This is a genomic window from Candidatus Babeliales bacterium (assembly GCA_036260945.1).
In the GTDB taxonomy this organism is placed as follows: Bacteria; Babelota; Babeliae; order Babelales; family JACPOV01; genus JACPOV01.
Genome location: DATALT010000002.1, coordinates 118,346 through 139,643, shown reverse-complemented (window position 1 = coordinate 139,643; position 21,298 = coordinate 118,346). Strand labels below are relative to the sequence as shown.

Here is a 21,298-nt window from a genome sequence, read left to right as displayed (position 1 = left end):
TAGTTTGCCGAGCCTGGGCCCGGATAAACGTAAACTGGTGGCGAGAGAAGGATTCGAACCTTCGAAGACATAAGCCAACGGATTTACAGTCCGTCCCCTTTGACCGCTCGGGAATCTCGCCTCGAGCTGTCAAATAGAGTAGTGATTTTCTTTCCACTTTTCAACTTTTATTTTTTACTTTCCAGCCAGATCATTCTTCCAAACTGAAAAACAGTATCAGAATTCGAAAAAAATCGAGTAAATTGAGTTATTTTTTTATTTCAAGTTGAAATATTGATATATTGCTTGTTTTTAATTCATAATAAGCAGTGATAGCAGACTGCCCATAAGTTAAAGGAGCAAAGTGTATGAATTTGCGCATTTTTTTTCATTATCGCACCTTAAAAGCAATAATTATAGTAATAACCTTGATGTTGAGCTACGAATTAGTAGCTGCACAAAAAGGAGCCATAACTTCTCGTGTTTCTAGTGCTCAAAAAGCTCCCATTATGGTTCGCAGCACAGGTATCCCTGCAAATCTTCCACCTATTGTCAACATTAAGCAGGATATCCCGGTTTACCTGGGCACAATAACTATAGCCAATAGTGCAGGTGCCCCTAGTTATGCATTATCAACGTTTCCAGACATGGGATTATCAACTGGCCCTAATGTTATTCTAAATACAAAAAACCCTGTGGACAATAAACCTGTTTCTGGTCTGCTCAATCCTGCTGATGCGGCTTTTGTAAGTAAAAATCAGATAACTCTACAGTCTACTATTAATCCTTCTAATTATTTTACCATTTCGATGCAATATAATAGCGATAAAAACTCGCTAGGCGAAACGGTCGGAAGACTCCTGACGATTGTTGGTACCATTCCAACCACCGGGGGCTCGGGTACTCCATGCACTATTCAGTTAAATCTTCAGAACTTACTCAATCGGTTCGCATTTTTAATTCCAACATTTTTTTTCCTTGCAATAAATATTAGCTTCGATACTTCTGGAAGTTTTCTAAACGTAGATTCTATCGATGTCTGCTGGGTGGAAAATTCCAACAGCGGTGAGTTTCAGCGCATTGATACTATCTTTGCAAATACCCGCGCGCGATCTCTTGACCTGAGAACAATTATGCTCGATTCCCAAATTATGTATAACGACTGCGCATCGAGTACAAGCAATACACCTAAATAAGCATCATCTAAAATATTATTTAATTATTTCATAGCTCACAATTCGTTGTGAGCTATGAAGCCCGTATTCGATTGAAACATCGCAAACAGCATGTTTGAGCAAAGGCCTAATACTATCGGGCCATTCAATAAGCGCCCAGCTATTTGGTGCATAAATAAATTCGTCAAATCCTGCCTGAATAAACTGATCGACCGATCCTATTCTATACAAATCAAAATGGTAAAAGGTTTCACCCTGCGCATTCCGATAACTATTAACATAATTAAAAGTGGGACTCGTAATTGACTCTTTAACACCCCATGCGCGGAGCAACTCGCGTATGATCGTCGTTTTTCCCGCGCCAAGCGATCCTGAAAAGGTAAAGATCGCGCAATGCTTTTTGCACGCAGCCAACTGTTCAACTAACTTAGGCAATGTTTCTAACGTAAAAGTTTGATTGAATTCCATATAAAACTTCTTATAATTTTTTTAATTTCTGAAAACGCCGTTTTTCGTTTTTCGCTAAATCTTTTCCAGCCGGTTCTCGCATTGCACCATCTTTGTCATCTTTTTTTGACGGGCGCATTAAACTCCCATAATGCATAAGCTGATCCACTTCTGGCTCATCTTTTTTGCCATCGATCTTGATAGCCTTCCCGTTATTTAAATCGTCTTTTGGTTTTACGAAAGCATCTTTTAAATAGTGAAAAAATTCTTGCGCCGAAATTGTTTCAAGGCCAAAGCGGCGAGCCGCATTAATAATCTCTCTATCGGAAGAAACAGTTACGATACCGCCGCCCTTATGGCGCTCACAATAATTTACAATAAATCCATCTGCGGTTTCTGCTTTTCCCGTATAAATGACCCGCACTGGCCCATGCGTTTCTTTGTCGGGCAATCCAAGCGGCCCACCATCGAAAACGAGTACGATCTCTAATTTCTTGAGTGAAGCGTAACGCTTTAAAAGAATAATAAACTGCTCACGCTCATTTTGATCGAGCCGAGATTTTTCCACACAGTACTTTAAAACGTTATAGCCATCGATAATAAGTATCATACGCTTTCAAATTTTATTTTATCGTTTTATCTTATAGTAACAGAGTCGAGCTGCATAATACAAACTCCTTTAGTTGCCGTAAGGAAAATCATGTCTGAGCTTATTCAGATGCGCCAGCGCATTAAAGCGGTAGAAACAATAAAAAAAGTAACCCATGCAATGCGTCTTATTTCTATGGCAAGCCACTCAAAAATGCGCGCACAGCGAGCGATGGTTGAAAATTATAGGCAAGAAATCTCTCGCCTATTGGCTCTTATTTCGCAAGAACACCCAACATGGAATTATCCACTGAAAGGCAACCCCGAAAGCAATCGCGATCTTGCGATCGTCGTCGGTTCTCAAAAAGGATTGTGTGGCAATTTCAATAATGCTATTGTTGCTTTTTTTGCACGGCAATACGAACACATAAATCCTAACGACGTTGATGCGATCGTGATCGGAAAAAAAGCGGTTGAGCTCCTTTCAAAGCGAGAAGGACCGACGGTAATGGAACTGCGTGTGTTCAACTCTGCAACGATTGCGCATATCATTCAAAAAATTTCGCTGTACCTTTCAGCGCATGGAAACGACTATAGATCGATTATCATCTATTATCAGTACCCGAAAACTTTTTTCTCACAAAAGCCGACAGCTCTGAATTTAGCACAACCTTACAATCAGCAAATCAATGAATCGAAACCGCAAGAAGCATACCGATTCGAAGCCGATTCTCAAGAACTGCTTTCTTATCTTTCCGCAAAGCAAATGGAAATCACGCTGCGCGAAATTCTCGTAAATTCCCTCATCGCCGAACAAGCAGCGCGCTTTATAGCGATGGATAGCTCCACTAGAAACGCATCAAATATTTTGGATACGATGCGGCTTGATTATAACAAACTCCGTCAAGCAAAAATTACTCGTGAACTGACCGATTTAACCGCGAGTTTCTAAAAGATCCATCAAATCGAACTCGATACTTGCCACATCTTGCATTATTGCCTTCCAGAACTATAATGGAAATGAGCATATTTTCATCTGATACTTCAAAGGAATGCTATGATGATTCTGCGCAGCGCCCGCTCTTATTTTTCAATCTTATCTTTAAGTCTTTTTTCAATCCCAGCGTCACCTGAATATACGGTGGCACGAGATCTCTACCTTAAGTCGTTCAGCACAAACCAAGACCGCCATGTAGAATCACTCGAAGAAATAAAAAAGAAAAATAAAAAATTAACTCTTCAAGTTACCGAACTCTCAGAGGGAGAAAAACGAAAAATTGCGTTCGATATCTTGAGTAAGAATATGCAGCCAAGCATAATGCAAACAGCGCTGGACGGAACTTTTTTGAAAAAAATGGAAATATTTTGCGGTGGTGAGTTAAGTTCAGCACATCTTATGGAAAAACTTAATCATACACGCACCGTTTTTGGTGAAGCTGCTCTGGCTGCTTTAATTTCGCAGCCAACTTTCGATAAAAATATCCTTACTTCACGCCAAGCAACAATTAAGCAGCTCATACAAGATAAAGAGCTCATAAAAGAAATCGATACGGTTCTTTGCGAAATCAAAAAATCGGAATCGCTTATGTTTTCATATTGGCAAGATGAAAATCCTGTAAACGAAGAACTTTTTAAAAAGGTATATTATCCAGAGACCGTTTCGTGGTTGAATACAAATGCTACAGCGTTAGAGGCAACTGTACAAATGCGGAATGCATTGACCGCAATAATGATAAATATTTTCCCTATTTATGCAGTTGAACTTGCAGCCATTACCAAATATCAGCAAGCGGCCGCACTTGGTGCTCCTATTTCAAAGTTCGAAGCTGTACGCCAAGGAATCGCTTCAATTAACCCTACGAATATCAAATATGCTTTGAATCTATTAGCTGAGTTACCGAACCAAACAAAAGCAACTCTTGCAGGCGTGGGTGGCGCAATGGTCGGCCTACTTGGGTATAGTACCTACAAAACCTTTGATGACACGAGATTAAACAATAACATTGCGCGCCACTTACAGACAAAGCTTATTGATGTCGCAACATACATTAATTCTTTAAGCAAACTCTCAAACATTCTCGAGCAGCATGAAGCATCTGGAAATCCAGTTCTTGGATCAATTCGCAAATCATTATCTACCAAAGACAATTTAAGCGCATACGCAGAAAAGCTTAAATCATTTTTGATGAAAAACACCTTCATAGGCAAAGCATCTTTCTTCTCTTTAACCGGTAGAGTATTAGCTGCGCATCAGCTTATGAAAGAAGTCAAAGAAGAATTTGGACAAGCTATGTCAGCTGCCGGATATTTGGATGCATACCTTTCCATAGCAAAATTGTATCTCGCGCACGAATCGGATCGCGTTCACTATTCGTTTGCAAAATTTGTTGAGGCAGATAAACCATATGTGCATATTACAGATTTTTGGAATCCATTTGTTAATGCAGATATTGTTGTTACCAACGATTTAACGCTGGGCACCGAAACACTACCAAACAATATGATTCTTACTGGTCCAAATACTGGTGGAAAATCGACTATCATTAAAGGTGCTATCATCAATCTTTTGCTCGCGCAAACAATCGGAATTGTTCCAGCCAAGCAATTAATAATGACACCCTTTGTTAATATAAACTGTTATTTAAATATTACCGATGATATTGCAACCGGTACATCGTTGTTTAAAGCAGAAGTAATGCGCGCAAAGACGCTCATCGAATCGATTAGAAAACTTAGCACACAAGAATTTAGCTTCACTATTATGGATGAAGTTTTTAGCGGTACGTCACCAAAAGAAGGCGAAGAAGCTGCCTATCTTTTTGCTAAAGAATTAAGCAAATCCAATAATAGCATCACGTGCATTGCAACTCACTATCACCGACTTACAGAACTTGAAAACGAGAAGTTTAAAAACTACCAAGTGACTGTTCTTAAAACCGAAGATGGTTCATTGGTACGCCCATTCAAACTAGAAGAAGGAAAATCGACTATAAATATAGCATTCGATTTACTTGCACAAGAAGGAATTTTCAGTTCTGGTTTGGAAAACTAAAAAACAAAAACATCATCAAAAAAAACGGGCTAGACAAAAAATCTAGCCCGTTTTTTTTATAAACTATTTAATTATTCTCCACTGCTCATTAACGCAATTTTTGCGCCGAGCGTTACTAATTTTTTCTCAAGAGCCTGATACCCTCTTCGCCAATGGTGAATTCCGGTAATCATGGTTGATCCTTTTGCAGCAAGCCCTGCAACCACCAATGCACACGATGCACGAATATCTGATGCAATAACGCTTGTTCCATAAAGCTCTTCAACGCCTGTGATTAAAGCACGATCGCCATTTACTGCAATTTGCGCGCCCATTTTTTGAAGTTCGCGCACATGAAGAAAACGGTTTTCATAGACTGTTTCATGTACTTCACTTTTACCTTGTGCCAAGCAAAGTGCCGCCATCATTGGCGCTTGCAAATCGGTAGGAAATCCTGGATAAGGAGAAGTTCTAAATGAAACAGCCTGCGGGTGGCGCGTTGCAACCAGCGAGATGCCAATCCCACCTTTGCCAACCTGAATATGATGCCCCATTTCCTGCAATTTGAGTAAAAAGACTTCCATATCGGGAGCAACCGCTTGCGGCAAATTAATTGAGCCGCCCGCAATTGCTGCAGCAAGAAGCAAACTCCCCGCTTCAAGGCGATCAGGAATAACCGTATGTTCAACCGGGCGCAATTGCGAAACACCCTCAATTTCAATAGTTGCAGGCGCATGAACGGTGATACGTGCTCCCATCGAACGCAGAATTGAAATGAGATCGTTTACTTCAGGCTCGAGCGCTGCGTTAATAATGCGCGTTGTTCCAGGAACAAGCGCTGCAAGCATTAAAAGATTTTCTGTCGCGCCAACACTTGGATAATCAAGAACAAGCGTTGCAGCTTTTAGATGAGAAACATGCGCACGCAGATATTCACCTTCAACTTCTAGCTGCACTCCCATTTTTGCGAAATTTTTCAAATGATAATCGATCGGCCGGGCTCCAATTAAGCAGCCTCCAGGAAGCGCAATATCTGCACGGCCAAAACGAGCAAGCAATGGCCCCATCACCAAAACAGAAGCTCTCATTTTTTTCATAATTGCGGCAGGCACTTGAAAAGTGCGAATGAAACTTGTATCAACTTCAAGCACATTTAGTTCAGGGTAAAAAATAACCTCCGCTCCAAGCTCTTCAAGCAAGCTAACCATTTGAATAACATCTGCAGAACACGGAACATTTTTGAGAACCGATTTTCCCTCTGCAAGAATAAGTGAGGCCATAATAACGAGAACCGCATTTTTTGCGCCGACAAGCGGAACTTCACCTTGCAGTTCTAATGATTGCTCAACCGCAATATAATCTGCTTCCGCTTTGCCGGAAAAGTAGCGCGCTTCGATCGTATGCCATTCATGCGAAGCGAATAATTGTTTACCGATCACGATACTCATGCGAGCCCCTTAAATTCAAACTAAAAAAAATTGGTACTTATCTTAACGCAAAAAAAAAATTACTCTAATAAAAAAAGTTAAATTTTTTTCAATACGAAAGCATTATGCTATGACACCATATAAAAGTCACGAAACGAAAGGGACGTTAGAAGTTATTTGCGGCCCAATGTTTTCAGGAAAATCTGAAGAACTCATACGCCGCATCAAGCGCGCGCAGTATGCAAAACTTTCAATAGCGGTTTTTAAACATCAGTTTGACAATCGAACAACCATTGAGCACATCGCATCGCACGATGGCTCGCGTGTACCAGGAACACCGATTGATCATCCCGCAAAAATGTTGGATGTCATTCCTGCATCAACAAAAGTAATTGCTATAGACGAAGTACAATTTTTTCCGATCGAAATGGTTAATGTAGTATGTAAACTTGTTGATGAAGGTAAACGGGTTATTGTTGCGGGTCTCGATCTTGATTTCAAACGTCGTCCCTTTGGATGCATGCCAATTTTGCTTGCAATTGCCGATCATGTGACCAAACTCAAAGCAATTTGCATGGATTGCGGATGCGAAGCACATTTCACTCAACGACTTGTAGATGGAAAACCTGCACAATACAATGATCCTCTTGTCGTCATCGGTGCACAAGAAAATTATCAAGCGCGCTGCCGTGATTGTCATAGCATCGATGAACAGCCGCCGTACTAGAACCCCAAAAAGCTAAAGCTTTTGTGGGGACCCGATAAAACATAAGCTTCTTATCAAAAATAATCGATTGCGAAATAAAAATGGCAAAACAAAAAATAGAATTTAATTGCGCAAGTTGCGGCTACCGCCCTCCCAAATGGGTTGGATGTTGCCCATCGTGCAAAGAATGGGATTCGATTACTGAAATAAAGCCATCTTTTACTGCAAAAGAAGCCCTCTTTGTTAAATCCACAGCAAAACTCACCTCGCTCGATCAAGTTTCACTCGAATTTCAAGAACGCATGAATTCGGGCATTGGCGAATGGGATCGTGTACTTGGCGGCGGGATTATGCCCGGATCGTTTCTTATCCTCACGGGAGATCCTGGCATCGGAAAATCGACCCTCTTGCTACAAATTGCACACGCTCTTGCAAATAAACATCGAGTAATTTACATATCATCAGAAGAATCACTGGAACAAGTTCGTTTGCGTGCAGAGCGCCTTAACTGCCTTAATGCGCAATTAATGTGTTCCGATCATGCGCAGCTAGAATCGATCATTGAGCTCAGCGAGCAACATAAACCCGATATTGTAATTATCGATTCGATTCAAAATTGTTATTCAGCCGATAGCCAAGTGCTTCCGGGAAGTATTGGGCAATTACGCGAATCAGGATTTCGCCTCATGCGTCTGGCAAAAGAAAATAAATGCGCCGTTATTTTGACGGGACACATCACCAAGGAAGGCACAATCGCCGGCCCCAAAATGCTTGAGCATATGGTGGATGCTGTCTTTTATTTGCAAGGAGAAGATCGCTGGCAAACACGCATTTTGCGTGCGGTTAAAAACCGTTTCGGCTCTATCGGCGAGCTAGGGTTTTTTGAAATGCATGAAAATGGACTGCAGGAAGTAACCAATATTAATCAACAATTGCTTGAAGAAGCATCGTATTCTCCTGGTTCTGCGCTGATTAGTTATCTAGAAGGATCACGCCCGTTGCTTCTAGAGCTGCAAGCACTTTTAGTTCCTACTAAATTTGGTATTCCGCAACGCGTTGTTTCTGGAGCAGATCAAAAACAGGTGGTTTTGATGGCTGCGATTTTAGAAAAATATTTGCGCATCAATCTAAATGCGCAAGACATTTTTTTCAAAGTGGGGGGTGGATTTAAAATAAAGGAAAGCGGCATTGATTTAGGAATCGCACTTGCAATTCTTTCTAGTTACTTTCAAAAACCGCTTCCAGAGAAATCTATCATATTAGGCGAAATAAATTTAACCGGACAAATCAAACCGATCAACCAAATTGCTATGCACCTTAACGAGGCGCATAAGTTTGGAATCCAAACCCTCATAGTTGCCCGCAGTCAAAAAGTTGATATACCTTTCAAATCGATAATACGATTAGATTCAGTTTACCAATTAGTAGAACTGTTCAACGATTGAAAAAATTTTAACAATTGCGAGCATACCCATAAATATACTGCGCAACACATGTCTCTTTTTTACAAACCGCGCCGCCAAGCACTGATAATGTGAATTGACAAAAGCATTTTAAATAATAAATTAGAAATAAAAAAATAATAATTTTTGTAAAAATAGCTTTGCAATAAATGAAAAAGATCTCATATAGAGAAATATTTACCTGCGTGAACATCCATAAGAACCTTAGAACCAATAGCACAATCTTCAGATAGGACCATATGTTTTATTTATCGAATTTTTTTTTAATTCTTTGCGCTCTATTCATAGAAACAAGCATTCTGGGTATGGGGGGAAAAAAGGTTGATGAACTCACAGGAAAATTCGCGACAATAGGCATTCATAGTACGCCCCGTTGCAAAAAAAAATATAAAAAAAATCCTAAGGAACTATTTTTAAAAAAAATAGTACAAGCAAAAGAGATGGACGGTACGGACGGTATAACCCCAATTAAAAAGCAATTACAAGACCTTGCGCAATTCGCCCAAAAAAATCACTGCAAACGCGAGAAACTGAGAGCACGTTTCCTGTTAGGAAAACTAGCGATCACCGGAAACATTTCGGATTCGAATTAATAAATACAAAAATGCGTCTTTTTTATGGTCAACTTTGATATACTTCTTTGGGAAGTTTATCAATAATAAAAACAGTTCCCAAAAAATGGTTCGCTGGTGTGCAATGGTTAATGCTTTAAAAAAAAGAATTCTAATTCTCTCATTTCACTTTCTACCCATAAGTGGATTTCCTCTGCTTGCTCTAAACCATTCGCACTTAATTCAACATCTTGCAAACCTGAAGCTGGAGCAAGAAGCTATACTTCAGAAAATCGATTTTTACGGCCGCTCTTTGCCAAAAAACACCAAAGAGCAAATCAAGAGATTCAATGATGCATGCATAGAGCTGCGCAATAAGGGATTGCTGGCCCAAAACCCAGAAGTAATCCGGGCAGCCCGCTCTCTGAAAAACACAGTCTTTTTGGAACAAAGAAGATATATAAAAAAAAATAAACGTCGCAAATAAAATCTTTCTATTCTATTGATTATAATACTTTTATACTGATAGATCATTCTGTAACTCAAAAAAAGGAAGTTATGAGCTCAATTCGTGTTTGGTCACGCACACCATTATTTTGGATAGCTTTAAGCTCAATTTGTTTTAGCGGCTTATTTTTCACCTATAATTTTTTCCCTAAAGCGTTTGCGATTCTCAACATTCGCATCACGATGAATCGAGAACAAGCACTTGAAAAAGCGGCAGCACTTGGTCACATTCATCAATGGGGGCCGGAAAATTATCAAGCGGCAGCTGCGTTTCGAACCGATGAAGAGACAAAAAACTTTATTGAGCTGGAAGGCGGGGGCACCCAAAGGTTGAATGAAATTATTAAAGAAAAATGGTATAGCCCTTACTATTGGATCGTGCGCCACTTCAAAGAATTTGATGCACACGAAACTGAAATTCTTTTTACACCTGAAGGAACTTTCTACGGTGTTTCTGAAAAACTCCCGGAAGATGCTCCGGGAGCCGCACTCACCCCACAGCAAGCATTAGCAATCGCACGAGAAAATGCACTTAATTGGCAGATAGATCTCAGTTCGTATACGTTCGCGCAATCTTCACAAGAAATTCGGCCAAGTGGACGAATCGATCATGAGTTTGTTTACGATCGCACTGGGCATTCGGTTAATGGCGCCCCTTTTCAGCTTCATCTTGGCATGAGTGGCGATCGATTAACAGAAATTAAATATGAAATTAAAGTTCCGGAAAGCTTTAAGCGCCGTTATGAGCATATGCGTTCAGCCAATAATATTATTGCATTCGGCGCGCTCTTTTTAATCTGCATTCTTTATTTAGGAATCGGGTGCTTGGCAGGACTCGCCTTTCTTCTTGCTCGCCATTCACTTCTTTGGAAGCCGGCACTTGTTGCTGGTTTTCTTGTCGCCCTTCTGCAATCCCTTAACACGCTCAATGAACTTCCCCTTGCCTGGATGGAATATGAGACAGCTTTAAGCAAAACCTCATTTTTCATTCATCTTTTCACAGCTCTTTTTGCAAGTCTTTTGGTGTATACGGGAGCACTGACTCTCGTTTTTTCAATCGCAGAAGGATTAACGCGCTACGCTTTTGGCAATCACTTAAAACTATGGTCGATTTGGCGCACTGAAAATGCTTCATCTTTGCAAGTACTAGGTAGAACTCTTGGCGGGTATCTTATAATTGGCGCAGATATTGCTTATGTTACTGCAGCATATGCGTTCACTACTCGTTTTCTGGGTTGGTGGACTCCCGCTGAAACATTATTCAATCCAAATATTTTAGCCACCTATTTTCCCTGGTTTAGCGCACTTTCACAATCGCTCATGGCAGGATTCATGGAAGAATGTCTTTTTCGGGCAATACCTCTTGCAGGAGCCGCGCTTCTTGGCTCGTACTTTCGAAGACGAAATCTTTTCATCTCACTTGGTTTTATTATCCAAGTGTTGATTTTTGGTGCAGGACATGCGAATTATCCGCAACAACCCGCATATGCACGCGTTGTTGAACTGATATTTTCATCTTCGCTTTTTGGCGGGATTTATCTCATTTACGGCTTGCTTCCTAGTATTTTATCGCATGTTATCTTTGATGTTTTCTGGATGGGCTTACCCCTTTTTATTTCCACCGGGGCCGGAACATTCATCAATAAAGCGCTGGTTGTCCTTATTTCATCGATTCCATTACTGATCGTTTTGTATGCTCGTCTTAAAAATGGCGCATTTACTCAAGCACCAGTAACTGCTTATAATAAATCTCTTCAACCCGAGCCAAAACAAAAAGATGATGAATTTTTTATCCCAGAAGACGAACTGCCTCGCGGGATTTCTGGCAAAGAAATTCGCTTACTTGCCGCATCGGGCGTTATTGCAGCTTTTGGTTGGCTTTTCTTTACTCCTTTTAAACAACAGAATCTACCTTTGCATGTTGGAAAAACCGAGGCATTGAGCACCGCATCAGCGATGTTAACGCACCGCGGATTTTCGCTTTCAAATCCACCTTGGCAGACTCTTATCAATACGCATGGAGAAACGGATGAGCATGATAGATTTGTAATCCAAAAAAATGGAAAAGAAGTGTACACGAATTTACTTGGCTCTTATATCACTCCAGCTTCATGGAAATTGCGTTTTGCACAATTTGAAGGAGATATTGCAGAGCGTTCCGAAGAGTTCGGCATTCTCCTTGAAGGCTCAGGAAAAATAAGAGAAGTTGACCACGCTTTACCAGAAGCGCGCCCTGGGGCATCACTGAGCGAAGCGGTTGCACGAAAAAAAGCGCATGAAATCATTAGAAATGAGTTTAATCTTGATCCTTCGGGATTACAGGAAATATCCGCGGTCTCAAAAAAACGCCCGGAGCGCATAGATTGGGTATTTACGTTTAAAGATCCTCATGTTTCATTAAACGAGGGTGAAGCGCGCATTAAAATCTCTCTGGCTGGCGATCAATTCTCAAATGCGGAACGTTTTATATTTATCCCTGAACAATGGACACGCGCCGAAAAACAATCTACCACGATAATAAGAATTATCGGCATGATTTGCAGCTTGCTTGCCCTTATTGGGTTAAGTTTCTTTATGATCTTGCTTTTAAAAAATTGGCGACGCTTTGCATTTTCACCAACGATATTTTTTATTTTTGCTGCGCTCCTTGCGCTCAAAGCTCTGATACAATCAATAAATATCTGGCCATTAATTATCGCTTGCTTTCAGACCAGCGAGCCATATTCTCATCAAGCAATCAAGTCTGTCGGTTGGCTTATGCTGCAAATTATTTCACAAGGATTGTATTATGGCGCGGGTGCTGCTCTTGCAACCACCAAAATGCACAATAAACATGTGCAAAAATCAATCACCATTTTTACTGGCATCTGCTGCGGCTTGATATTAAGTGCGATGGGATCACTTTCATTTGCTCTCGCTCCTATCTTTAAACCACTATGGGCAGATTATACTCACGCCGCTTCCTTGATCCCTTCAGTAGGATTTGCACTTACAATGTTCACAGGATACGTTTCAGCCACGATAGTATTTTTACTTATTACCCGTTTTGCCGATTTAGTCACAGCTCAGTGGAAGCAACGTTCTCTTGCAGGATTCTTTTTAATCATACTACTTGTTTTCTGCATTAACGGTTTATCGATCGAATCAATCGGCACATGGCTTTTGCCAAGCTTGATGGTTGGCGGAGCAACTGCCGTTCTTTATTACCTGATCGTTCGGCATATACGCAGCTCGATCCCAGTCATAACGGCAACGATAACAATTTTAGCGATAGCACAACAAGCTGCATTTCATGCATACCCAGGAGTTTTCCTTGGCTCGGTCCTCGGTATAGTTCTTATCGGAATGCTTGCTTACTGGTGGGAAGAAAAATTATAATTAATTACACATAGAATAAGTTAAATTAATTGTAAAAAGGCTGAATCATGAAAAACTTAGTAAAATATATGATTTTCCTGGCGGCATTCGTTTTCTCAAATTCAAGCCACTCAATGGTGAACCCACCTGCAGGACAAGAAGACGAAAAAAAAGTAGTTCAAGATGCAAAAGAATTCATTGCAATGGTTCCTCAGGAAGAAGTTTTTCCCTATTCACGCTATAAAAAAACGGTAATCTCTCTCAATGCATTTTGGCCAACTTCAGCGCAAGAACTTATTGATCTGCATGCGGCTCTGCTTGGCAAATTAGCTGAGATGGGCCCCGATATGGATGCAAAAACGGCAAAAGAGATCATTGTAAATGCTCAACAAACACTTGCTGAATTGAAAGCCCCAAAAGCGCCGTATACGCCAGAATTAGATGAAGCGCAAGAGCTTGTAAAAGAAAGAATTGAGATCGTCAATGCCTCTATTATTCTCTTTTCGAAAAATACAAATTCTAGTGAATTGAATGATATTATCAATACGCTGACAAAGATGGCCGAAAAGTCACCAAGATTGAGAGATATTAAACTTATTAATAAGCGATTAGCATATGCATATAATCGATTAATCAAAGTATATGAAAAAGAGGGCCGTAAAAATTTCGCACAAGCTAAAGCTAAAGATGCCAAAGAAGCTATCAACGCAATGGGTAATAATGTAGATACAAAAAGCGGCGGTTATCAAGCGCTCTTAAAAACATTAAGTGAGTACGGTATAAAATAATTTTTCTACCACTGAGCTATTTTTAAAAAAGGATAGATTTATGAGAAAATTAATGAGCGTCTTCATTTTATCAGTTTGGACTGTAGCGCTGTCTGCAATGCACGATCAGCCCGAATCTCAAAAAGAATCGGTCGCTATATCAACAAAACATTTCGATAAAAAATCTAATAGAACAGTTGTTCCGAAACATACCAGCTTGACTCCTATAAACAAATGTTGGGACAGCACGAATGCTTTGCGTCCTGATGTAGACCCTCAACTTATTATTCTCGCGCGAGCAGAACTGGGCGAAGAAGAATTTAATAACCGTTTTGGCGCAACATTAAAAAAACTAGACGAATAATTAGCACGAAGTTTCACGCTCATTTTTTGAATCCGTTCACTGATTCAATTATTAAAATAAAAGCGGCTGCCTTGCGGGATAGCATAGGGCGCATTTGTTGAGCTAGGCTGAGGACCATTTTGTATATCTGCCGGAGATTGTTGTGGGGTGGAAGCTATTGGTCCTTGAGTATTCGATGTATTTCCTGGTTGCGTCTGCACTTGTACGTTTTGTGGACTTTGCGACTGAGGCAAAGCCAGACTATTCATTGAAAAAATCCTTGGGCAATAAAGCAAAAGAACTAGAATTAATGAGCGCATATATAATCTCTAAACATTTATTATTCTTAATAAAATCGGTAGCGATATACTAACGACTAATAAGCTATTTGTCGATCATCATTAAAGTTTATGACGCATTCGTCTTTGAACTCGATTCTTTCTAAAAAACGATTCTTTTTCAGATGCATTAACAGGAACCGGCACAACAGCGCTACTTTCTTTTTCGTAAGTTTCGTCTGTTCTTGTATTTTTTCTCTCTTCTTTTCTTTCATTCTCTATCGTTGTTTGCATTCCGATAGCAAAACCAATCATTGTTTTTGGAACGTTCATCGCCTCCAGGGAAAATGAACAGATCATAAATACCAGGCCATATTTTTTCATATACTTCCTCTTTTTCCTTAAGTATAAGAAAATGGTGCATCAACTGAGAACAAAAAGAATAATTCTTTAAATCAGTTTGTCTTTATTGCTTCGTTTAGCAATTTGAGATAATGGTTTTTTCGTTCATCGGAAATAAAAGCTGAAACAAAAGAGTTTCTAGCGCAGGTGATCAGATCTTCTTGCGACAGGCCGCCTTCGTTACTCGCAACTTGGTAGTTATCCAGTAACTCTCCACCAAAAAAAACAGGATCATCCGAATTAATTGAGACCAAAAGGCCAGCATCGAGCATTCGTTTGAGTGGATGCTCTCTAGCTGTTTTAAAGAGGCCTGTTTTAATATTTGAAATAGGGCAAACGGTGATAGGCATTTTGCGTTTAATTAACTCATTGACTAATTTTTCATCTTCAAAGCATCGGACTCCATGATCAATACGATCAACTTTGAGCAAATCAAGTGCCCTCCAGATATTTTCAGGCCCGGCATTTTCTCCGACATGCGCGGTTGTTCTATAGCCAAGTTCACGCGCATAACTAAATGCTTTTTTAAATTTAGATGGGGGATTGCTCGGTTCATCCGAAGCTAAACCGATCGCAATAATTTTGTCTTTATAAGGAATTGAAAGCTTTAACGTATTTAAAGCAACCGTTTCATCAAGATGGCGCAAAAGGCACAAAATCATTCGAGTCGAAATACCAAAATCGCGCCGTGCATCAACGAACGCTTCATAAATACCGTTAACAATAATGCCAGGATTAATTGCGCGGGGTAAATAAGTATCAAAATCGAATGTCATCTCAAGATGAAGAACGCCTTGAGCATGGGCTCGTTTTGCATAAGCGCGTGCAACATCATAAAAATCTTGCTCCGTTCGCATAATGGAAGTTAGCATCCTATACGCTCGCGCAAACTCATCATAATTTTTAAAATTATATGCATTACGAACTTCATTTTCTGTCTTATATGACAGCTTCACCTTATTGCGGTCAGCAATAATAAACATTAATTCGGGGGCAATTGTTCCCTCCAGGTGAACATGAAGCTCAGCTTTTGGTAATTTCTTTAAAAAAGAATTCATTCTTACCTTATTTTAGCCGTAACCTTTTACTCATAGATACCTCTTTTCTAGCCTCGATAACACATTCTACTAATAGCTCGGGAGCACGCTTTTCTGAGTCGCCCAAAATCTGATGCTCAATTAAAATCCCTATCGACTCTTGTGGTATTTCATAATCTTGATTGTAGCATGATGCGATAAGATGCTGAAACGCATTTTTTTCAATACTATTTTTGCTTGCGCGCCAACCTTTTATTTTACCCAAGCAATTTTTATAATGCTTTTTCATTTCTGTTTTGATAAATGAACCGGGATCTTCCATCGAAAATGTCGTTAATGGCAGCAGTAAAAAAAACAAAAATAAAAATTTCATAATGATTCTCATATTTAAACATTTGTAGCATAGATAGCACGCTCTGATTAATTTTAACAGATATTATATCGAATAAACAAAAAAAAGAGCCGAGTTATAATAACTCAGCTCTTAACAGAAAATTATAATAAGAAATTATTAATTGTGTTTTTGTGGAATAGCAGGCTTCAATGCGTTGATAATAAAGCGCATATCATTTGAAACTTTTGTTTCACCAGTTTTAAGAATTCCCTTTTCTTGCAAGATTTCTGCCGACCCTTGGGGAATAACAAAACTCTCATTATTAACAGATATATTAAAATGATTAGTTGCCGCTACATTTTCTGGCAAACCCGTTTGTTCTAATTTCAAAGTTTGTTTTTTTATAACCATATACTCCGCTGCTAAATCGAGCGCTTCCGCGACAGAATGAGTAGCAGCCTGCTCATTTCCTTCTTCATCAGAATTTTCCATTGCCGTTACGTTCATTGCAATAAAATAAATTAATCCCAAAAAAAATAACTTTTTCATAAAAACCCCTAATCAAAAATAAAATATTGCTTGGCATTCACTGCCAAATATCCATACTAATGCACAATTATAACTAAAGAAAAAAATCTGCAAACGATTATATGATCCCATGCAGAAAGACGTACAACGCTTTTTTTAACTACTCTGATCATCCAAAATAGTCGCTTGAACGATTGTCGCAACTTCAGCAGTAACTTTTTTCTCACCTGCTGGAATTAAACAGTTCGCTGTTAAGATATTTAAAATGTTTGGATCCTCAATTTCTGCGCCTGGATGACGACACACATCGTAAAAAGTATTAACTGCAGACAGATTGAGCGGATTGGAACCGTCTTCTTGAATAGTATGTATCGCAGCTGAAACGGCGATAATTTGCTCAAGATCCATACCGTCAACTTTAATTACCTGCATGCACTTTAACTGATTTGCAACTAAGATCGCCAGCAAAGAAAACAGAATTTTTTCCATTAAAGTGCTCCTTGATGGTCAATTTAAAAAAATAATTATACCAAGAAAATAATTTAGATATTTACGTAAATTTAAGAAGTCACAGAGATAAATAATTAAAAAAACGCAGTAATATAATGCCTAAATTAGTGCATGTGATCACAAAATAAATAAAAAAAGACCATTAAAAAAAGAAAACCCCGATTTTTACATCGAGGTTTTTCTAAAATTTACCCTGGCAGTATCTACTTTCCCAGGCCGTTACCAGCCAAGTATCATCGACGTTGCAATCTTAACTTCCGTGTTCGGGATGGGAACGGGTGTGACCCTGCAACTATCCCCACCAGGAAACTTTTACAATCTATCAAAATTTTTTCTTGTGCATTGCTATAAGTGATCTAAGCTTATCGGTAGAATTTACAGAACATTATTACCGAGATTATTTGAGCGTGATTAAAACATTCGATCTATTAGTACTGGTTAGCTGAACGCATTACTGCGCTTACACACCCAGCCTATCAACCTTGTAGTCTTCAAGGGATCTTATGACTAACCGAAGTTAGTCGGGGTATCTTATCTTGAGGCGAGTTTCCCACTTAGATGCTTTCAGCGGTTATCTCTTACAAACCTAGCTACCCAACGTTGCTTTTGTTAAACAATTGGAACACCAGAGGTTCGCCCATCCCGGTCCTCTCGTACTAGGGACAGCTCCTCTCAAATACCCTACGCCCACGACGGATAAGGACCGACCTGTCTTACGACGGTCTGAACCCAGATCACGTACCGCTTTAATTGGCGAACAGCCAAACCCTTGGGACCTTCTCCAGCCCCAGGATGCGATGATCCGACATCGAGGTGCCAAACCTCCTCGTCGATGAGGACTCTCAGAGGAGATCAGCCTGTTATCCCCGGCGTACCTTTTATCCGTTTAGCAATGGCCCTTCCATTCGGAACCACTGGCTCACTAAGTCCTGCTTTCGCACCTGCTCGACTTGTTTGTCTCGCAGTCAAGCTCCCTTATGCCTTTACGCTCTACCAACGATTTCTATTCGTTTTGAGGGAACCTTCGAACGCCTCCGTTACATTTTGGGAGGCGACCACCCCAGTCAAACTACCCGCCTGACATTGTCTTTCACCCGGATTACGGAATGAAGTTAGATCTTCAAACTAATCAGGGCGGTATTTCAACGACGACTCCGCTAAAGCTAGCGCCTTAGCATCAAAGTCTCCCGCCTATCCTACACAAATCAATCCAAAAATCAATGTCAAGTTATAGTAAAGGTGCACGGGGTCTTTCCGTCCTGTCGCGGGAAGCAGGCATTTTCACCTGCACTACAAATTCACTGAGTATATCATTAAGACAGCGCCCAACTCGTTACGCCATTCATGCGGGTCAGAATTTACCTGACAAGGGATTTCGCTACCTTAGGACCGTTATAGTTACGGCCGCCGTTTACTGGGGCTTCAATTCAACGCTTCACGCTTACGCGTTAACATCTCTTATTAACCGTCCAGCACTGGGCAGGCGTCAGACAATATACTTCCTCTTACGAGTTTGCATTGCCCTGTGTTTTTGTTAAACAGTCGGCTGGGCCTCTTTGTTGAAACCTGCTCTTGCCTCTTAAATCAGTGATTTAATAACAAGAGAGGCACTCCTTATCCCGAAGTTACGGAGCCATTTTGCCGAGTTCCTTAATGATACTTATCTCAACGCCTGAGCATTTTCAGCCCGTCTACCTGTGTCGGTTTGCGGTACGATCGCGTAGTTAGCTCGCTAGAGGTTTTTCTAGTCAGTGTGGGATCAGTCGAATACATTTCTTCCTAAGAATTAATGCACCCATAACACCTCAGAGATTTTAGTACTGCGGATTTACCTACAATACACTCCTAAATGCTTAGCTTGGCAATCCTTAATCCAAGTCAACCTGCCCTACTGCGTCACCCCATCGCTCAAACGCTATTACGCGGTGCAGGAATATTTAACCTGCTTTCCATCGCCTACTCCAACTGGCCTCGGCTTAGGTATCGACTAACCCTGAGTGGATGAACCGTTCTCACGGAAACCTTAGACTTACGGCGAACAGGAATTTCACCTATTTTTTCGTTACTTATACCAACATTCTCACTTCTTTGATCAACGACACCTGTCCTTACGGTCAAGCTTGTATCTATCAAAGAACGCTCCCCTACCCCACATAAATAAACCGGAGTTTATTTATGAGCCATAGCTTCGGTAGTTCGTTTAGCCCCGATCGTTTTTCAGCGCAAAAACACTTGACCAGTGAGCTGTTACGCTTTCTTTAAATGATGGCTGCTTCTAAGCCAACATCCTGGCTGTCTGTGTATTTTCACTTCTTTTACCACTTAACGAACATTTTGGGACCTTAGCTGATGGTCTGGGCTGTTTCCCTCTCGACTATGAAGCTTATCCCCCACAGTCTGTCTCCTGTCTTCTACGTCACACGGCATTCAGAGTTAGTAAAATCCCGGTACGCTTGCGCGCCCAAAGATTAAACTGTGCTTTACCACCATGTAACATTCAACAAGGCTATACCTAAATATATTTCGGGGAGAACCAGCTATTTCCCAGCTTGATTAGCCTTTCACTCCTACCCACACCTCATCCGAGAAGTTTTCAACCTTCACCGGTTCGGCCCTCCATCTCATTTTACTGAGATTTCAGCCTGGACATAGGTAGCTCGCTAGGTTTCGGGTCTATCCCACGTTACTAACGCCCTATTAAGACTCGCTTTCGCTACGGCTCCGCTCTTAAAAGCTTAACCTTGCAACGTAAGAATAACTCGTTGGCTCATTATGCAAAAGGTACGTAGTTGCGCGTACGTATACATCGCTTCTACCGATTGTAGACAATTGGTTTCAGATTCTATTTCACTCCCCTTCCGGGGTTCTTTTCACCTTTCCCTCGCGGTACTTGTTCACTATCGGTCATTAGGTAGTATTTAGCCTTACCCCATGGTCGGGGCAGATTCCTACAGAATTTCACGTGCTCTGCAGTACTTGGGAATATAAACTACTATGTTTGTAAATTTCTGTTTACGAGGCTTTCACTCTCTGTGGCTGCCCTTTCCAAGACAATTCAACTAAGTTTACAAACTCTAGCTTGAAGACTGTACTCTTCAAACATTTATACCCCGCTACTCCTTTATCGCAACGCGCACAGGCTATTACACGATAAAAGTTTAGGCTCTTCCCATTTCGCTCACCACTACTAAGGGAATCACGTTGTTTTCTTTTCCTAGCACTACTTAGATGTTTCAGTTCATGCCGTTCGCTTTTTTGTCCTATATATTCAGACAAAAATACTTTGGTTTTACCAAAGTGGGTTTCCCCATTCGGATACCTCCGGATCAACATTTGATTGACAACTCCCCGGAGCTTATGGCAGCCTTCCGCCTCCTTCATCGCCTCCTAATACCAAGGCATCCACCAATTGCCCTATTTCAATTAATCACAAATTTAATTACTCGATAAGTAAAATTCCTGTTGTGAATTCTATCAATAAGCTTAGATCACGTATATTTCAAAGAACACAAGAAACTTTTATTTTATTCAGTCAAAACCCAAATTTTATGGTGGAGATGAGCGGATTCGAACCGCTGACCTTCCGCGTGCAAAACGGACGCTCTACCAACTGAGCTACATCCCCAAACTGGTGCCGTTTACGCTCACAATAGAATAACTATTTTTAAATAATTTACTAGAACTATTTAACTTTTTTTCTATCGTATCAGGGGTTTTCACTCCCAGCAGAATTAATTACTGGTGGGCCTAAGTCGAGTTGAACGACTGACCTCCCCGTTATCAGCAGGGCGCTCTAACCACCTGAGCTATAGGCCCGCTTCCTATAGTAAGATTATTTTTAGTGCTTACAAGTTTTTGCGACACCTTA

At 40.4% G+C, this 21,298-nt stretch carries 18 protein-coding genes, 3 tRNA genes and 2 rRNA genes; 9 read left to right on the top strand and 14 right to left on the bottom strand.

What is annotated here, in order from left to right; translation table 11 throughout:
* Positions 1-35 precede the first annotated feature (35 nt).
* A tRNA-Tyr gene (locus VHO47_01190) sits at positions 36-121 on the bottom strand.
* Positions 122-347: 226 nt separating this feature from the next.
* Here VHO47_01190 and VHO47_01185 point away from each other — a divergent pair.
* The gene (locus VHO47_01185) at positions 348-1,175 is read left to right on the top strand and encodes a hypothetical protein (GenBank protein HEX2977717.1); all 828 of its coding nucleotides are present in this window, start codon (positions 348-350) and stop codon (positions 1,173-1,175) included.
* A 15-nt stretch (positions 1,176-1,190) separates the two neighbouring features.
* Here the strand turns inward: VHO47_01185 and tsaE are convergent, their stop codons facing one another.
* Together tsaE and VHO47_01175 are read right to left on the bottom strand one after the other, a co-directional pair.
* Positions 1,191-1,622: a tRNA (adenosine(37)-N6)-threonylcarbamoyltransferase complex ATPase subunit type 1 TsaE gene (gene tsaE, locus VHO47_01180; GenBank protein HEX2977716.1), complete on the bottom strand. Its 432-nt coding sequence runs from the start codon at positions 1,620-1,622 to the stop codon at positions 1,191-1,193.
* A 10-nt stretch (positions 1,623-1,632) separates the two neighbouring features.
* A complete protein-coding gene (locus VHO47_01175) occupies positions 1,633-2,211 on the bottom strand; it encodes an NYN domain-containing protein (GenBank protein HEX2977715.1) in 579 nt (192 codons plus the stop codon).
* Between the two features lie 90 nt (positions 2,212-2,301).
* On the opposite strand from VHO47_01175, the gene VHO47_01170 reads away from it, so the two are divergent.
* Together VHO47_01170 and VHO47_01165 are read left to right on the top strand one after the other, a co-directional pair.
* Positions 2,302-3,141, top strand: a complete 840-nt coding sequence (locus VHO47_01170) for a FoF1 ATP synthase subunit gamma (protein HEX2977714.1) — start codon at positions 2,302-2,304, stop codon at positions 3,139-3,141.
* Positions 3,142-3,246: 105 nt separating this feature from the next.
* Positions 3,247-5,241 carry a hypothetical protein gene (locus VHO47_01165; protein HEX2977713.1) on the top strand — a complete coding sequence of 665 codons (1,995 nt, stop codon included), beginning with the start codon at positions 3,247-3,249 and terminating at the stop codon, positions 5,239-5,241.
* A gap of 71 nt (positions 5,242-5,312) precedes the next feature.
* Here VHO47_01165 and murA read toward each other — a convergent pair whose 3' ends face one another.
* Entirely contained in the window at positions 5,313-6,668 is a 1,356-nt protein-coding gene (gene murA, locus VHO47_01160) for a UDP-N-acetylglucosamine 1-carboxyvinyltransferase (protein ID HEX2977712.1), read from the bottom strand.
* A 109-nt stretch (positions 6,669-6,777) separates the two neighbouring features.
* Here murA and VHO47_01155 point away from each other — a divergent pair, with 109 nt between their 5' ends.
* The 6 genes from VHO47_01155 (at position 6,778) to VHO47_01130 (ending at position 14,362) form a co-directional block, all read left to right on the top strand.
* Positions 6,778-7,374, top strand: coding sequence for a thymidine kinase (locus tag VHO47_01155; GenBank protein ID HEX2977711.1), 597 nt, complete (start codon positions 6,778-6,780; stop codon positions 7,372-7,374).
* A gap of 80 nt (positions 7,375-7,454) precedes the next feature.
* Positions 7,455-8,798, top strand: coding sequence for a DNA repair protein RadA (gene radA / locus VHO47_01150; GenBank protein ID HEX2977710.1), 1,344 nt, complete (start codon positions 7,455-7,457; stop codon positions 8,796-8,798).
* Positions 8,799-9,121: 323 nt separating this feature from the next.
* Entirely contained in the window at positions 9,122-9,409 is a 288-nt protein-coding gene (locus tag VHO47_01145) for a hypothetical protein (protein ID HEX2977709.1), read from the top strand.
* A gap of 516 nt (positions 9,410-9,925) precedes the next feature.
* Positions 9,926-13,252: a CPBP family intramembrane glutamic endopeptidase gene (locus VHO47_01140; GenBank protein ID HEX2977708.1), complete on the top strand. Its 3,327-nt coding sequence runs from the start codon at positions 9,926-9,928 to the stop codon at positions 13,250-13,252.
* 47 nt (positions 13,253-13,299) lie between these two features.
* A complete protein-coding gene (locus tag VHO47_01135) occupies positions 13,300-14,019 on the top strand; it encodes a hypothetical protein (GenBank protein HEX2977707.1) in 720 nt (239 codons plus the stop codon).
* 40 nt (positions 14,020-14,059) lie between these two features.
* Positions 14,060-14,362: a hypothetical protein gene (locus VHO47_01130; protein HEX2977706.1), complete on the top strand. Its 303-nt coding sequence runs from the start codon at positions 14,060-14,062 to the stop codon at positions 14,360-14,362.
* Between the two features lie 44 nt (positions 14,363-14,406).
* Here VHO47_01130 and VHO47_01125 read toward each other — a convergent pair whose 3' ends face one another.
* The 10 genes from VHO47_01125 to VHO47_01080 form a co-directional block, all read right to left on the bottom strand.
* Entirely contained in the window at positions 14,407-14,610 is a 204-nt protein-coding gene (locus VHO47_01125; protein ID HEX2977705.1) for a hypothetical protein, read from the bottom strand.
* Positions 14,611-14,742: 132 nt separating this feature from the next.
* Positions 14,743-15,003 carry a hypothetical protein gene (locus tag VHO47_01120; protein HEX2977704.1) on the bottom strand — a complete coding sequence of 87 codons (261 nt, stop codon included), beginning with the start codon at positions 15,001-15,003 and terminating at the stop codon, positions 14,743-14,745.
* Positions 15,004-15,074: 71 nt separating this feature from the next.
* The gene (add, locus tag VHO47_01115; GenBank protein HEX2977703.1) at positions 15,075-16,079 is read right to left on the bottom strand and encodes an adenosine deaminase; all 1,005 of its coding nucleotides are present in this window, start codon (positions 16,077-16,079) and stop codon (positions 15,075-15,077) included.
* Between the two features lie 7 nt (positions 16,080-16,086).
* Entirely contained in the window at positions 16,087-16,431 is a 345-nt protein-coding gene (locus VHO47_01110; GenBank protein ID HEX2977702.1) for a hypothetical protein, read from the bottom strand.
* A 138-nt stretch (positions 16,432-16,569) separates the two neighbouring features.
* Positions 16,570-16,941, bottom strand: coding sequence for a hypothetical protein (locus VHO47_01105; protein HEX2977701.1), 372 nt, complete (start codon positions 16,939-16,941; stop codon positions 16,570-16,572).
* Positions 16,942-17,076: 135 nt separating this feature from the next.
* Positions 17,077-17,409 carry a hypothetical protein gene (locus tag VHO47_01100; protein HEX2977700.1) on the bottom strand — a complete coding sequence of 111 codons (333 nt, stop codon included), beginning with the start codon at positions 17,407-17,409 and terminating at the stop codon, positions 17,077-17,079.
* A 212-nt stretch (positions 17,410-17,621) separates the two neighbouring features.
* Positions 17,622-17,736 (bottom strand): 5S ribosomal RNA (gene rrf, locus VHO47_01095).
* 101 nt (positions 17,737-17,837) lie between these two features.
* Positions 17,838-20,859, bottom strand: a 23S ribosomal RNA gene (locus VHO47_01090).
* A gap of 120 nt (positions 20,860-20,979) precedes the next feature.
* Positions 20,980-21,055: transfer RNA gene (locus VHO47_01085), tRNA-Ala, on the bottom strand.
* A 114-nt stretch (positions 21,056-21,169) separates the two neighbouring features.
* Positions 21,170-21,246, bottom strand: a tRNA-Ile gene (locus tag VHO47_01080).
* Positions 21,247-21,298: the final 52 nt, after the last annotated feature.